11 protein-coding genes and 1 rRNA gene (1 of these 12 running past the window's edge) are annotated in these 14,116 nt (G+C 48.8%); 9 read left to right on the forward strand and 3 right to left on the reverse strand.

Going from position 1 to position 14,116, the window contains the following annotated elements; translation table 11 throughout:
- Window positions 1-453, reverse strand: a 16S ribosomal RNA gene (locus HP555_RS12705) (it extends 1,107 nt beyond the left edge of the window).
- 422 nt (window positions 454-875) lie between these two features.
- On the opposite strand from HP555_RS12705, the gene selA reads away from it, so the two are divergent.
- The 3 genes from selA (at window position 876) to HP555_RS12720 (ending at window position 5,687) form a co-directional block, all read left to right on the forward strand.
- A complete protein-coding gene (gene selA, locus HP555_RS12710) occupies window positions 876-2,294 on the forward strand; it encodes an L-seryl-tRNA(Sec) selenium transferase (RefSeq protein ID WP_199262947.1) in 1,419 nt (472 codons plus the stop codon).
- Between the two features lie 38 nt (window positions 2,295-2,332).
- On the forward strand, window positions 2,333-4,441 hold the full coding sequence (locus tag HP555_RS12715; protein WP_199262948.1) for a tetratricopeptide repeat protein: 2,109 nt from the start codon (window positions 2,333-2,335) through the stop codon (window positions 4,439-4,441).
- Window positions 4,442-4,604: 163 nt separating this feature from the next.
- The gene (locus HP555_RS12720; protein ID WP_199262949.1) at window positions 4,605-5,687 is read left to right on the forward strand and encodes a type IV pilus twitching motility protein PilT; all 1,083 of its coding nucleotides are present in this window, start codon (window positions 4,605-4,607) and stop codon (window positions 5,685-5,687) included.
- Window positions 5,688-5,708: 21 nt separating this feature from the next.
- On the opposite strand, the gene HP555_RS12725 is transcribed toward HP555_RS12720, so the two are convergent.
- Window positions 5,709-6,218 (reverse strand): PilZ domain-containing protein, encoded by a 510-nt coding sequence (locus tag HP555_RS12725; RefSeq protein ID WP_199262950.1) that lies wholly within the window; start codon window positions 6,216-6,218, stop codon window positions 5,709-5,711.
- A 587-nt stretch (window positions 6,219-6,805) separates the two neighbouring features.
- Between HP555_RS12725 and pheA the strand changes: the two genes are divergently transcribed.
- The 6 genes from pheA (at window position 6,806) to HP555_RS12755 (ending at window position 12,930) form a co-directional block, all read left to right on the forward strand.
- Window positions 6,806-7,909, forward strand: a complete 1,104-nt coding sequence (gene pheA / locus HP555_RS12730; protein ID WP_199262951.1) for a prephenate dehydratase — start codon at window positions 6,806-6,808, stop codon at window positions 7,907-7,909.
- Window positions 7,910-7,957: 48 nt separating this feature from the next.
- Window positions 7,958-9,796: an ABC-F family ATP-binding cassette domain-containing protein gene (locus tag HP555_RS12735; protein WP_199262952.1), complete on the forward strand. Its 1,839-nt coding sequence runs from the start codon at window positions 7,958-7,960 to the stop codon at window positions 9,794-9,796.
- 208 nt (window positions 9,797-10,004) lie between these two features.
- A complete protein-coding gene (locus HP555_RS12740) occupies window positions 10,005-10,748 on the forward strand; it encodes an ABC transporter substrate-binding protein (protein WP_199262953.1) in 744 nt (247 codons plus the stop codon).
- 69 nt (window positions 10,749-10,817) lie between these two features.
- A complete protein-coding gene (locus HP555_RS12745) occupies window positions 10,818-11,498 on the forward strand; it encodes an amino acid ABC transporter permease (protein WP_199262954.1) in 681 nt (226 codons plus the stop codon).
- Window positions 11,495-12,262: an amino acid ABC transporter ATP-binding protein gene (locus HP555_RS12750; protein WP_199262955.1), complete on the forward strand. Its 768-nt coding sequence runs from the start codon at window positions 11,495-11,497 to the stop codon at window positions 12,260-12,262. Before HP555_RS12745 ends, HP555_RS12750 begins: the two co-directional genes overlap by 4 nt.
- Entirely contained in the window at window positions 12,262-12,930 is a 669-nt protein-coding gene (locus HP555_RS12755; RefSeq protein WP_199264566.1) for an amino acid ABC transporter permease, read from the forward strand. The genes HP555_RS12750 and HP555_RS12755 overlap by 1 nt, the downstream gene beginning before the upstream one ends.
- A gap of 61 nt (window positions 12,931-12,991) precedes the next feature.
- Here HP555_RS12755 and moaA read toward each other — a convergent pair whose 3' ends face one another.
- Window positions 12,992-14,002: a GTP 3',8-cyclase MoaA gene (gene moaA / locus HP555_RS12760; RefSeq protein ID WP_199262956.1), complete on the reverse strand. Its 1,011-nt coding sequence runs from the start codon at window positions 14,000-14,002 to the stop codon at window positions 12,992-12,994.
- Window positions 14,003-14,116: the final 114 nt, after the last annotated feature.

Genomic DNA, 14,116 nt, shown 5'->3' on the forward strand with positions numbered 1-14,116 from the left:
CTTGACAGAGCTTTACGACCCGAAGGCCTTCCTCACTCACGCGGCGTCGCTGCGTCAGGGTTCCCCCCATTGCGCAATATTCCTCACTGCTGCCTCCCGTAGGAGTCTGGCCCGTGTTCCAGTGCCAGTGTGGCGGATCATCCTCTCAGACCCGCTAACCATCGTCGCCTAGGTAGGCCATTACCCCACCTACTAGCTAATGGTACGCAGACCCCTCTCTATGCAGTAGCTTATAAATAGAGGCCACCTTTCCTTGCATGCCTTATGAAAAACAAGAATATCCGGTATTAGTACCCCTTTCGGTGTGTTATTCCAGACATAAAGACAGGTTATCTACGCGTTACTCACCCGTGCGCCACTCTACTCAGAACCGAAGTCCCTTTCGCGTTCGACTTGCATGTGTTAAGCACGCCGCCAGCGTTCGTTCTGAGCCAGGATCAAACTCTCCAGTTAAATATCCTAGCCAATCACAAAAGACTGGACTTATCCAAATCAAAACCAATTACTTGGCCCGCTCGTTTACTGTTCAGTTTTCAAAGATCAAGGACGGCCAAAGGCCATCTCATAAAAAACAGCGAATCAAACGCTGCAAGAACTCAATCTAACCTTTTAAAAACATCGTGTCAATAATAAAATTTGAGGAACAACCAAAAACAAAACATGACACGTGCCCCAAAAGGAGACGGCTATTTACCTGAACAAAAAATACATGTCAATATAAAAAAAGAACTCATCGTAATTTTAAAAAATATTATACCGGCCAAAGATCTTTCCGAATTTCCAGTGTCCTCCGGAATGCTTTCGGATAAAATCTGGTCTATCTTTCTGTACATGACAACAGATTTTACTTTTTATCCCATATGCCGGGGTCATACATGTCCACATCTAAAAATACTCTTCTCAGAGAACTCCCGAATGTTCATGAAAGCCTTCAGTTTCTCTCCGCCTCTGAACAGCTGGCCGATATCCCCTTAAAGCGTTTAAAATTCTGTACGCGTTTCTACCTCGACAGGTTGCGCCAGACATTACTGACAGGCAAAGGGGCAATTGGAACACCTTCTACCAAAAAACAGATTCTTGACGAATTAACTGTCTTTATCCGGCGTTATCATCAACCGCATTTCAAACAGGTGATTAATGGTACTGGCATTATCATCCACACCAACCTGGGCAGATCTCTTTTGCCGGTATCGGTTTTGGACACCTTGGTTTCATTAAACAAGGGGTACTGCAACCTTGAGCTCGACCTCGAAACCGGGAAACGAGGGTCCCGTTATCAACACGTAGAATCCATACTATGCGAACTAACCGGTGCCGAGGCAAGCCTGGTGGTTAACAATAACGCTGCCGCTGTCTTTCTGGTTCTCAATACGCTTGCAAAAGACAAAGAAGTGATTGTTTCCAGAGGTCAACTCGTCGAAATTGGTGGATCTTTTCGCATACCCGACATTATGGATCGCAGTGGAGCCAAGCTTATTGAGGTTGGCACGACCAATCGGACACATTATCACGACTACCAGCAGGCAATAACATCTGAAACAGGGCTACTTCTTCGAGTGCACTGCAGCAATTACCGTATAATCGGTTTTACCAGTGATGTTTCAGCAAAAGAGTTGGCGCAACTCGGAACAACTCATGGTATTTCTGTCATGGAAGATCTGGGATCAGGATGTTTCGTTGATCTCAGTCAATATGGGCTGACCAAAGAACCTCTTGTCCAGGAGGTTGTGGCGAGCGGTATTGATATTGTTACTTTCAGTGGCGATAAATTACTCGGTGGTCCACAGGCAGGCATCATTGTTGGAAAAAAGACGCTGATTGATCGAATTAAAAAAAACCCTCTGAACAGGATGTTGCGCATTGATAAGTTCACGCTGGCTGCCCTGGAATCTATTTTGCGCCTATACCTTGATGAAACCCATGCACTGAAGGAAATTCCGACATTAGCAATGATTACGGCGCCGGAAGAAGCAGTACGGTCACGAGCAGTACACTTTATTGAAACGTACGTCACCCAGATGCAGGATCATTGTCAACTGGACCTGCTGCCGACCTTTTCTCAGGTCGGCGGGGGGGCCGTGCCGGAACAAAATCTACCGAGTTGGGCTGTAGCTGTACGCCCCATAAAACTGCGGACCAGCCAACTTGAGCAAAGATTACGGCAAACAACAGTACCTGTTTTAGCACGGATAGAGGCAGAGCAGCTACTGATCGACATGAGAACAGTTGCAGATGAGGAAATGCCTGCTCTTGCAGCCGGTCTTCACTCCGCACTGGTCTTGGACTCTCAATAATCACGACATCTTCAACTCTTTAACATCATTACATCGACATGTTATCTCTTTTTGATTTTTATACTTTACACCAGTTCATTGCAGATGAAGCACAACGCTCCCTGTCTTTGCCGGCAACCGTCTATTTTGCCCGTCTTGATGCTGATGGATCCCTGCATGCCTTACAGTTGCATTCAACAGATCAAGATGAAGTACCGTTTTCCGAATTACCCCACCAAGTCCTCAAGCCTCACCTGTCAGAAGACAAAATCATTATCCCTTTAACATTACCGTCTGAAGAACATATTGCATTGGTTATTACCGATGTTGATCCGGAATTGCTCAAGAAGATGTCTCCTCAATGGCTTCAAAAAACAGGAGAAGACCTGCTTTCCATATTGGAACTCTCCTGCTTACAGTACAAAGATACCAACCTTGATCTCTATAACAGCCATGCAGCAAAAGCATTTATACAGTGCACGAAGTTCGAAGAACCTGTTTTTTTTCTTTTAATCAACACTGTTTTTTACAGACGATCTGCAATCGGTAATTTGCAAAAATTGCGTGAAACAGCCGACCTTTTGCAAGTTTTAACTAAAAGTCCCTGCTTTACTTTTGGTTATGGAGTTTTTGGGGTAGCACTGGCGCTCGAAAATCGGGAACAGGCTCTCCGACAGACCCGTTATCTGCAACAGCAACTGAAAAGAGAAGGTCTGCACAAGGTTCAGGTGAGCTTTGCCAAGCTTGGCTCGGATCATAGCAAATATGAAAACAGCCTGTTTGAAAAAATCTGGCAGGCTCTGACTGTCGCCGAACAACGAGGCCCCTTTGGATTCTGTGACGTGGAGATCCTGCAGAACCGACCGGATCATCCATTTAAACTTGATAACCCAACCCTGTCAGCACGCCTTGCCCAGCGTTGGCGCGCGCTCTCTGCGTTCTCTTTAGTGCTGATCTCCCGTCAGGCCGGCACCGAAGAACCGTTTACCGGCCCGGCTGAGGCAAATTCCATAGCCCTGCCCCAACACCTGGGTGAGTATATCGGCGAAGATGACAACCTTACCTTTGTGCTTATCCCCGGTAGCGATCCTGAAGAAGTGCGGCTGCAGGTGGATGCCATCCGGGACAGATATCAAGAACTTTATAACAACGGATTATCGCTGACCATAGGAGTTGCCTCATGGCCCTGTTTAGATTTTACCAAGCATGATGTACCGGGTAACTGTCTCAAAGCTCTTCTGCACAGTTCGTATTTAGGTGCCGGAACCACTGTATTCTTCGACCACATCAGTCTCAATATCAGTGGCGATGTTTTTTTTGATGAGGGGGATTATCGGACGGCTATCCGCGAGTACCGCCGTGGCCTCCGCCTGCACCCGAATGATATAAACCTGATGAACAGTCTGGGGGTCGCCCTCATCGAGTGCGGACAAAAACGGCGGGCAGCGGAATGTTTTCAAAATGTACTGCAAAAAGATCCGGCTAACCATATGGCGCTGATCAACTTCGGACATGTACAGCAGACTTTAGGAAGAAAAGATCTGGCACTGCAGAGCTTCGAGCTGGCCTATCAAGGCTTGGAAACAACGAGTTTTGCTCCGCAAGATCTATTGATCCCGCTTGGCAAACTGTACGCTGAATGCGGTGCACACAAGAAAGCTCAAGCCGTGCTTGAGCAATGGCAAGCCTGCCCGGGCAGTGAAAACGAATACCTCCTCTACCGATTATTAGGCCAGTCTTATTTTGAGAACGGTCGTCATGAAGACGCGAAGTCGGCCTGCCAGAAAGCACTGCAGCTCTTTCCGCATGACAGTGTCTCCTTAAGTACACTGGGGTTACTGTATGTTGAGTCAGGTGAAGGTGACAGTCTTGGATTGGATCTTTGTCAAAAAGCACTGGAACTTGACAATCAGAACCCGGATCACTGGTATCGACTGGCGCGGGCACTGCTTTGTCTTATGAACGAAACCGAGGCCTTGTCAGCGGTTAAGCGATGTCTGCAACTCCAACGATACCACATGGAAGGCCGGCTCCTTCTCAGTCGGATTTACCTGCACATGAAAAAAAGCAGGCTGGCTGAACAGGCAGCAGTAAAAGTTTTGGAGGCAGCGACCGCTACAGTATCCCAAAAACATCGGGCGCAGCAAATAATTACTGAATCGGCTTAAAAGTATCTGATCAAACAAGCAGACGCTGATGGCACAAAATAGCACTTCCCTCAAAAAAGTGAATATGAGGTCGAGTTCTCCTTCAACTTTGCCGCAACTTTTTGATACCCTAGAAGAAGATGTTTCATGAACTGCTTATTAGATGCTTGAAGGAGTAGAACCAATGGCGCAAATAGATGCTTTTTTTAAGTTGATGAATGATGAAGGAGCCTCTGATCTTCACTTGATGGCCGGCCAACAACCTGTTCTGCGTATTCGCGGTGACATGGAACGGGTAAAATTCAAAATTCTCGACAACGATACCCTGAAAAGTATGTTGTATGAGATCTGCCCGGAAGATAAGATCAAGATCTTCGAAGAAAATGGTGATCTGGATTTCGGTTACGAGATTCCGGGACTGGCTCGCTATCGCTGCAACTTTTTCCAGCAAAAGTATGGTATCGGAGCTGTTTTTCGTGAAATCCCCAGCGACATTCTCACCTGTGAACAGTTAGGGCTCCCCAAGGTTGTTTCCAGACTGGCCGCTCTCCCAAAAGGTCTGGTGCTGGTTACCGGTCCCACCGGATCAGGTAAATCCACAACGCTTGCCGCCATTCTCGACGAATGCAACAAAACAAGAAAAGACCATATTCTTACCATCGAAGATCCTATCGAGTTCGTTCATAAGAGTCAAAACTGTATCATCAACCACCGCGAAATAGGGACACATACCAAGAGTTTTTCTACAGCGTTACGAGGAGCGCTCCGTGAAGATCCGGATATTATTTTAGTTGGCGAAATGCGCGACTTAGAGACGATTTCGCTGGCCATGGAGGCATCGATGACAGGCCACCTTGTTTTCGGCACTCTCCATACAATGAATGCGATGAAAACAGTGGACCGTGTGGTGGAGATTTTTCCAGCCAATCAGCAGGGTCAGGTCCGTTCAACATTGGCCGATGCGTTACGGGCCGTTGTTTCTCAGACACTGTTCAAGCGGGCCGATATCAAAGGACGCGTTGCAGCACTTGAAATTTTAATTTGTACAGCTGCCGTGCGTAACCTCATTCGTGAGGGAAAAACCTATCAGATTCCTTCAATCATGCAAACCGGCAAGAAATTCGGCATGCAGACTCTAGATGACGCTATTTTTGAGCTTTTGGAAAAGAAGAAGATCAGTCCTGAAGATGCGTATACCAACAGTTATGAAAAAGCACGCTTTTTGAAATATCTCCGCCACCAGCCCTCGGATTTCACCGAAATCTAAAAGCCTACATGGAAATCTTTTTCACGTGCCGAATTGATTGAGGCAGGAACGGAGAACCTTTTTCTGCGCCTGCGTCAGGTTGGTAAACCGGCAGCTGTAATTCAGAACCGTGGTTTTGATGCCGTTTGTGTCAAGAAGATACTCTGTTATCGCCAGTATTTCAGTGGGCAGCTGTTCCAATGAGGACCCGTCATTGCAGTTGTAAAGATCGACAGTTAATTCATTCGATCCGAGGGGAGGGGCATTGTAGTGCTGGTCAAAGGAAATACCATCTTCGCTGATATTTTTGATACGGGCATACTGTTGATCTTTTCCGGAGATGCGCGCCAGAAAAAATGCCGGCAGATGTTTGCGGGGAAAGCGGCGATGCTCCCTGCTGATTGATACGAAGAAAAAAGTGAAAAACTGCTGCCGGCAACGTGTACATCCATAGCTCCGGATAACCGGCAACCAGGCAAATCCGGAGGCTGCGGGACGGGCGGTTACATCTGTGCCGCGACAGGACGGGCATTTAGAACCGAAAACAAACATGGGTTTTCTCCTGTGCCCTGGGGATGGACTTCTTGAACGTACCCAAATGATGACCAATAATTTTTAACTGTTTTTAAGAAAGTGTTCCACTATCATTTTAAGAGACAAGATATTTAAAACAAGTGACTGTACGGTTGTTGAGTACCCATCTTGATATACTCCTGGTTATTTGATAGCGAAGTGAAAACACGAGATAAAGAGACCTGTTGTCATCTGAAAAAGATGGCGTTTGCTCTGATCCGATGCCACAAAAGTCGTTCAAAACGTACAGTAGGCCGTCCTGGTCATTTTTTTACTGACAGCTTCTTAAAACCGGAATCCCTTGGGTGTGTTAAACGTACAAGCTATTTTTTGAAGCTGTCTGTACATCCCCGTTTATTTCCTTAACATGCCGATATCTCCGACAAACAGGCAAACCATGCCAACCTGTGCCGCATGTTTTGTATCAGGTCAATTACAACTGTCTGGTTAACTGTTTTCAACCATCGCAATCAATGCTATAGTCGCCTGCTGGTTGCCGTTGATGACAGATCTTGTTGAAGGTGCTGATCAGCACTCTTCCGACACCTTTAAAGCCATTGAATATCATGACCGAGAAACAAGATATACCGCAAATACGAGAACGTATTGACCAGATTGATGACACCATTCTGGAGCTTTTAAAAGAACGCCTTGATTGCGCCAAAGCCATCGGCCTGTTGAAGAATGAGTCTAATCGGGCGAAGTGGGATCCACAGCGTGAACTGGAAATTTATGAACGGCTGCGTAAAAACAACAACGATATCTTTCCATACAAGGCATTACGCTCGATTTTTCATGAGATTATTACCACCTGTCGGCTATCGCAACGTAAAGCAACGGTCGGCTACTTAGGTCCGGAAGCTACTTTCTCACACCTGGCAGGTGTCAGATATTTTGGCCAAACGGCCGAATATCAGCCTATGGAATCAATTGGCGAAGTCTTTGAAGAGGTGGAAAAAGAACGTGTTCAATATGGCATAGTACCGGTCGAAAACTCCATTGAGGGTGCGGTTACCTACTCTCTGGACGCTTTTCTCAAATACAAGGTCAAAATCTGTGGGGAAATCCAGTTGGCCATCACCCATAATCTGGTCAATCGGTCGGGAAATATCGAAGATATTCAGACCGTTGCCTCCCACTCTCAGCCATTGGCACAGTGTCGCAACTGGCTGCGCAAGCATCTACCCAAGATTCCCACACTGGATGTATTCTCCACCGGGACCGCTGCTCAGATGGCTGCCAACAATCCCAATGTCGGGGCTATTGCCAGCTCATTGGCTATCAATACGTACAATTTGCAGGTAGTTATTCCCGGTATTGAAGACTACCAGGGGAACACCACCCGGTTTCTGGTAATCGGCCGCAAATCACCGAAAAAAAGCGGTTACGACAAAACATCGATCCTCATCGGCTTGATCAATCGTCCTGGAGCTCTCAATGAGATTCTGACTATTCTCTCGGCCAAAAACATTGACCTCGCCAAAATCGAATCTCGACCGACGAAGGACAAACAGTGGAGTTACATGTTCTTTCTTGATATGCTCGGTCATATTGAGGATCCGGTGATTTACGAAGCCTGCAATATTCTCCGACAAATCTGTGCCTACTTCGAACTGCTCGGATCCTATCCTCGTGCCGACGATATCAACCTGAACGGTGATATTGACTGAATCGGCTCGACATAAAAAGAAATAGGCCTGCATCGTTTTTTTCACGTTATGTGTGCATTGCTCAGCTGCCAGAGACTGGCTAAAGCCTTTGGTGCTCAAACGCTGTTTACCGACGTCACTTTAGTTGTCAATCCCGGTGACCGAACCGGCCTGATAGGTCCCAACGGCTCCGGCAAATCAACTCTGCTCAGAATTCTCTGTGGCCTGGAGCAGGCTGACAGTGGTGTAGTGTATACGCAGAAACTGTTGCGAATCGGCTACTTACCACAGGACGACACCTTTGACGAAGCTGCAACCTGCTTTGAAAACTTGTACCACACAGTACAGACAACAGGCCTTGATGAGGAGGCTGAACAGCATAACCGAATTAACGCTCTTCTCAGCCGGGCCCAGTTCACTGATCCAAACATACCGGTCCGTCAACTGTCCGGAGGATGGCGCAAACGCCTGGCCATCTGTCGGGTACTGCTGCAGCGTCCCGAAGTCCTGCTCATGGATGAACCGACTAACCATCTCGACATTGAAGGGATACTCTGGCTTGAAAAACTGCTGAACACGGCCCTTCCCGAAAGCCCCACCGCCTTTCTCATGATCAGCCACGATCGGCGTTTTCTTGAAAACACGGTCAATCGTGTGATCGAACTTGCACCGATTTATCCGGAAGGATCCTTTCAGGTGCGTGGAACATATACCGATTTTCTTAACAAAAAAGCCAGCTATCTCCAGCAACGACAAAATCTGGAAGAGCGATTGGCCAACCGGTTACGACGAGAGACCGAATGGTTGCGCCGCGGGCCTAAAGCACGAACGACCAAGTCCCGTTTTCGAACTGAAGAGGCTGAGCGGCTGCAGGAAGAATTAACCGAAGTTCGGCATCAAAACAGAGCAACCGGCCAGGTAGACCTAGCCTTTGATGCCACTGCCCGGAAAACCAAGAAACTGCTCACCGCAACCGGATTAACCAAAACGTTTAACCGAACCACCCTCTTCTCCAATCTCGACATCTCCCTCTCGCCGGGCATGCGCCTTGGACTCCTCGGACGTAACGGCAGCGGCAAATCAACCCTGATGAGCATCCTGGCCGCATCCGTCCGTCAGAGCGGCCTCAAGGCAGACAAGGGCACCATCATCACTGCAGATGGGCTTCGCATCGTCAGTTTCGACCAGCGCCGCGCGCAACTTGAACCGGAGATCACTTTGCGGCATGCTCTGGCTCCGGAAGGTGACAGTGTTGTCTACCAGGAACAGTCGCTCCATGTGGTTACCTGGGCAAAACGATTTCTGTTTCGTGCCGATCAACTGGAAACACCTGTCTATCGGCTTTCCGGCGGTGAGCAGGCCAGAATTCTCATTGCCAGGCTCATGTTGCAGCCGGCGGACATTCTCCTGCTGGATGAACCAACCAACGATCTTGATATCCCCTCCATTGACGTGCTTGAAGAGAGCCTGTGTGAATTTCCCGGTGCTGTGGTACTCGTTACTCACGATCGTTTCCTCCTTGATCGTGTCTGTACCCTGGTGCTTGGTTTTGATGGATCAGGCAATGCCGAATACTTTGCCGACTATGAACAGTGGCTTGCAGCACTTTCTGCGCAGCCCGACAAAGATCAACCTGACACATCTGCTACCCCTCGTAAAAAAGTAGCTCCCAGGTCCAAACCCGGTAAACTCTCGTACATGGACCAGAGGGAATATGACCAGATGGAAGAGTTGATTCTTGCCGCTGAAGTCCGATTGGACCAGGTAGAGACATTGATGGCTTCACCCGAAATAGTGGCCAACCCTTCTGAGTTACAAAAACACTGGCAGGAACAACAGGAGCTGCAGGATAAGATTGACCGGCTGTACGATCGGTGGAATGAACTTGACGCGCGTAAACAGGGGTAACGCAACCATCATCCGCAGCGTTCATAAATTCTTTGCAGGTATGCTCTTTTTCGAAGTCAACCGATCCGGGTAAATCCCGTTGACACTTTGTACCGGCTTCACTATTAATCTGTCGGAATCCGCTCCAAAATAACTGTGTCCTATGCAGCAGTGTGATAACGTTTGCGCCAATGGTCATCTTCTACCTCCCATTACCAAGGATACCCTCATGATCAGAATATGCTTCCTCCTTTTAAGTATCGTGCTGTTCACAACCAACCAAGCCTCTGCTGCAGACAAACTCCTAAACGGTATTGACGCTAACTTCCCGCCCTTTGCCTTTATCGACAAAACCGGACAACCAAGCGGATTTGATGTCGAGGCCATGAACTGGATCGCTGAAGATATGGGAGTCGAAGTCAGTCATCAACCCATTGAATGGGACGGAATCATCACCAGTCTGCTGACCAAAAAAATCGACATCATTGCCAGTGGTATGAGCATCACTGCACAACGGGCCAAACAGGTCAACTTTACCCTGCCGTACTGGATTATAAAAAATGTGTTTGTGGTCAAAAAAGATTCACCGCTGACTGTAGACACCCTGCTTAAAGGCAAGAAAGTTATCGGGGTGCAACAGGGGACTTCTGAGGCAAAGTGGCTCAAAGAGCAGATCACTGCACAGCATTTCAACTATGAGCTCAAATACTACAACTCCTCGCCACTGGCTGTTGAAGATCTCCTGAACGGTCGAATCGACGCTGCAGCCATGAACGATGCTCCAGCTATGGACGCTGCCGGTAAAAAAGCCGTGCAGGTTCTGGGATCCATCGGCATGCCGCAGGAAGATTTTGGTTATGCGGTTCGTAAAGAGGACGGCGAGCTTCTGGATCGAGTGAATACCAGTTTGAAAAAACTGATGGCCTCACCGCATTGGGAGGTATTGAAAAACAAGTATGAACTCAACAAATAAGAACCGGGAATGACGGGCTCCACACTTTTTCAGGTCCGCCCCTGTTGTAACCGATAACCGGTATTCATTATGCCAAGCAGTATCAGCACTGTCATTGATGCTCTGCCCTACCTCATGTCGGGATTTTTCAACACAGCGGCTATCGTGCTGGCAGCCATGTTTTTTGGTCTGTTACTTGGTGTGAACATAGCAGTCGGCCTGGTTTACGGTAATCGGATTTTACGCTTCTTTCTTGGACTGTATGTCTGGTTTTTCAGGGGAGTACCCGTGCTGGTTCTCCTCTTTCTCTTTTACTTCGGCCTGTTCCCCTATCTCAACCTTCCCTTTAACGCCCTGGTCTCCGTATCACTGGTCTTGGGTATGACCACCGGGGCCTATCAGGCGAACATCTTCAAAGGAGCGATTCTTGCCCTCCCACACGGGCAGTTCAACGCTGCCAGCGCACTGGGAATGAGTCATTTTCAAACTATTCGCACCATCATCCTGCCGCAGGCATTACGTCTCTCGGTCCCTGCATGGTCGAACGAATACTCAATTATCCTTAAAGACTCCGCCCTGGCATTTGTCATTGGAGCTCCAGAGATCATGGCCCGTACTCAGTTTGTTGCCTCACGGACCTACCAGCACCTGCCACTTTATATCGTCGCCGGTCTCCTCTACTTTCTTCTGACCTGGCTCGGGGTCGCCGCGCTCCGTTACTTTGAACAACGGGTGCAGATTCCCGGGTACAGTCACCATGGTTTACAATGACCACAGATATGCCGCCTATCTTACAAATCGACAATCTTTACAAATCTTTTGACAACGCCACCATATTAAAGGGTGTCAGTCTGCGCTTGCACCAAGGTGAAATCAAGGTGCTGATCGGACCGTCAGGAAGCGGTAAATCCACGCTGTTACAGTGCATCAACTGCCTGACCTACCCTGATGAGGGGGAGATCCTTCTGGATGGAAGAGTAGTTGATCGGACCAGCAAAATCAGTTTATGCAGACTTCGCCAGGAAGTGGGCATGATCTTTCAAGATTTTAATTTATTTGATCATTTAACCGCCCTCAACAATATCACCATACCACTGCGCAAAGTAAAAAAGATTGGTCGCCGGGAAGCGGAAAAACGGGCCAGGCTCGAACTGGAACAGGTGGGACTGGCTGACAAGACAGAACTCTACCCTGCCCAGCTTTCCGGTGGGCAGAAGCAACGGGTGGCCATGGCCAGAGCCCTGGCCATGGATCCGAAAGCCCTGCTCCTTGATGAACCCACCTCAGCCCTTGATCCTGAACTGATCGGCGAAGTGATTGCAGTGATTAAAAATCTGGCGGCCAGAGGCATGACTATGCTCATGGCAACCCATCAGATCAGTTTGATTGCCACTCTGGCCAATGAAATTTTATTTATGGAACAGGGAAGTATTGTTGAACAGGGCCATCCCTCTGTTTTACTGGCACCCGGAAGCAACAGCAAAAGTCAGGGATTTTGCGACCGTTTGAATGAACTGTCCGACGGCAAAAGATGATGGAGGGATTTTCTCCTTTTTATCAGGAACTGTTCACCGCCCTCAACCGGGGTTTACTGATGAGTGTGGCCCTCATTCTGCCCTCAGCTGTCGGAGGGCTCTTCATAGGCACAGCAGTCGGCAGTCTGCGCGTCTACAGCGGACCGATATGTCGTCGCCTCGGTGATGGTTACGCTGCCCTCTTTCGTGGCACGCCTCTGGTGGTCCAGCTCTTTATTCTGTACTTCGGGTTGCCCAACATCGGTCTTTATCTCAGCCCGTATGCGGCAGCGGTTATTGGTTTTATTCTCTGCAGCGGCGCCTATCAGTCGGAGTATGTCCGCGGTGCCCTGCTGTCAATCAAACGCGGTCAATACCTTGGCGCCCAGGCCCTTGGTTTCACGGGCTGGCAGACCATCCGGTCAATCGTTCTTCCCCAGGCGATCCGTCGCGCGCTTTACGGCTGCGGCAACGAAATTATCTACCTGATCAAGTACTCATCACTGGCGTACGTTGTCACCTGTATGGAACTCACCGGTGAAGGCAAGACAGTTGCCACAGAATACTTTCGTTTTACTGAAGTGTTTACCGTTATCGGCATCTACTATCTGGGTCTGGTTACTCTGGCAATGGCGGGTTTGAAAAAGATTGAGCGTCTGCTCTATATCCCCGGGTTTGGTCGCCAATAGCACATCGCTGTATATCGCAGAACAGGTGTCGGCTCAAAGCAATCAGAACGCCTCTTCCCTTTCATCCCCCGATACGAGACATACGACCGTGGCAGTCGCTGCCGGACCGGCGCATTCGTTCGGCCAGCTGGTGCCCCTGCGGCTTGTTGCGAATTGCGGTTAACAGAACCTCACGAACAGCCGCATCATCGGGATTGCTCCTGAGAACTTCCCGCAGATCCACCTCTGCATCATGCAACAGACAGGAGCGAAGTGTACCGGACGAGGTCAGGCGCAGACGGTTGCATCGGTTGCAGAAGTGATGGCTCAGCGGACTGATAAACCCCAGGGTGCCGACAGCCTTTTCACCGAGACGAAATACCTGTGCAGGTCCGTCACTCTGATCTTTCTGCAGCGGGATCAAGTCTCCCGCTCCATGGATCCGATCCATAATTTCATCAGTACCGATGAAGGTGTCGGCGTTCCAGCGAGTTGACCCGCCAATGGGCATAAATTCGATAAACCGAACCTGTATGGGCATATGCTGACTCAAGCGGACAAAATCGAGAAGTTCATCGTCATTGATATGCCGCATCACCACCATATTCAGTTTTACCGGCGCAAACCCCAGGGCCAGAACACGTTCAATGCCCCGCCAGACCTGATGAAAACAGTCCACGCCTGTAATTGACTGTACACGCTCCGGCCGTAAGGAATCCAGGCTGATGTTCACCTTGGTAACTCCGGCGTCAAACAGTTCCTGACCGAACCGTTCAAGGAGAATACCGTTTGTGGTAAGACGGACATCACTCAACCCTTCAATCCCGGTGAGTGCACGGATAAACTGCATAACGTTCCGTCGGACCAGGGGTTCTCCCCCGGTGAGTCTGACCTTGGTGATTCCCATCGCCACAGCCACACGCACCACTCGCAACAGTTCTTCATAGGTCAGTAATTCGTCATGCCTGAGCTTAGACAGACAACCTGTTGCCTCCTCTTCCGTCACACAGTACATGCAACGCAGATTACAGCGATCAGTCAGACTGAGGCGCAGGTAAGAGATAGTTCGTGAGAATAAATCAGTAGGAGGCATTTTTGCCTGTTCGAACCTGGTAATTTTATAGATATTGTGTATTTTACTGTGTGAAACAGGGTGTGCGATTGCACATGCAGCAGCCAGTAACTGGCAACTACAGATACCACTACA

The sequence above is a fragment of the Desulfobulbus oligotrophicus genome (assembly GCF_016446285.1).
Classification (GTDB): Bacteria; Desulfobacterota; Desulfobulbia; order Desulfobulbales; family Desulfobulbaceae; genus Desulfobulbus; species Desulfobulbus oligotrophicus.

Excerpts from the sequence above, each read along its gene's own strand:
- HP555_RS12755 (WP_199264566.1), top strand. The coding sequence starts at position 12,262 with ATGGAGGGATTTTCTCCTTTTTATCAGGAACTGTTCACCGCCCTCAAC.
- HP555_RS12740 (WP_199262953.1), top strand. The coding sequence starts at position 10,005 with ATGATCAGAATATGCTTCCTCCTTTTAAGTATCGTGCTGTTCACAACC.
- HP555_RS12750 (WP_199262955.1), top strand. The coding sequence starts at position 11,495 with ATGACCACAGATATGCCGCCTATCTTACAAATCGACAATCTTTACAAA.
- HP555_RS12735 (WP_199262952.1), top strand. The coding sequence starts at position 7,958 with ATGTGTGCATTGCTCAGCTGCCAGAGACTGGCTAAAGCCTTTGGTGCT.
- moaA (WP_199262956.1), bottom strand. The coding sequence starts at position 14,002 with ATGCCTCCTACTGATTTATTCTCACGAACTATCTCTTACCTGCGCCTC.
- HP555_RS12715 (WP_199262948.1), top strand. The coding sequence starts at position 2,333 with ATGTTATCTCTTTTTGATTTTTATACTTTACACCAGTTCATTGCAGAT.
- selA (WP_199262947.1), top strand. The coding sequence starts at position 876 with ATGTCCACATCTAAAAATACTCTTCTCAGAGAACTCCCGAATGTTCAT.
- HP555_RS12745 (WP_199262954.1), top strand. The coding sequence starts at position 10,818 with ATGCCAAGCAGTATCAGCACTGTCATTGATGCTCTGCCCTACCTCATG.
- HP555_RS12725 (WP_199262950.1), bottom strand. The coding sequence starts at position 6,218 with ATGTTTGTTTTCGGTTCTAAATGCCCGTCCTGTCGCGGCACAGATGTA.
- pheA (WP_199262951.1), top strand. The coding sequence starts at position 6,806 with ATGACCGAGAAACAAGATATACCGCAAATACGAGAACGTATTGACCAG.
- HP555_RS12720 (WP_199262949.1), top strand. The coding sequence starts at position 4,605 with ATGGCGCAAATAGATGCTTTTTTTAAGTTGATGAATGATGAAGGAGCC.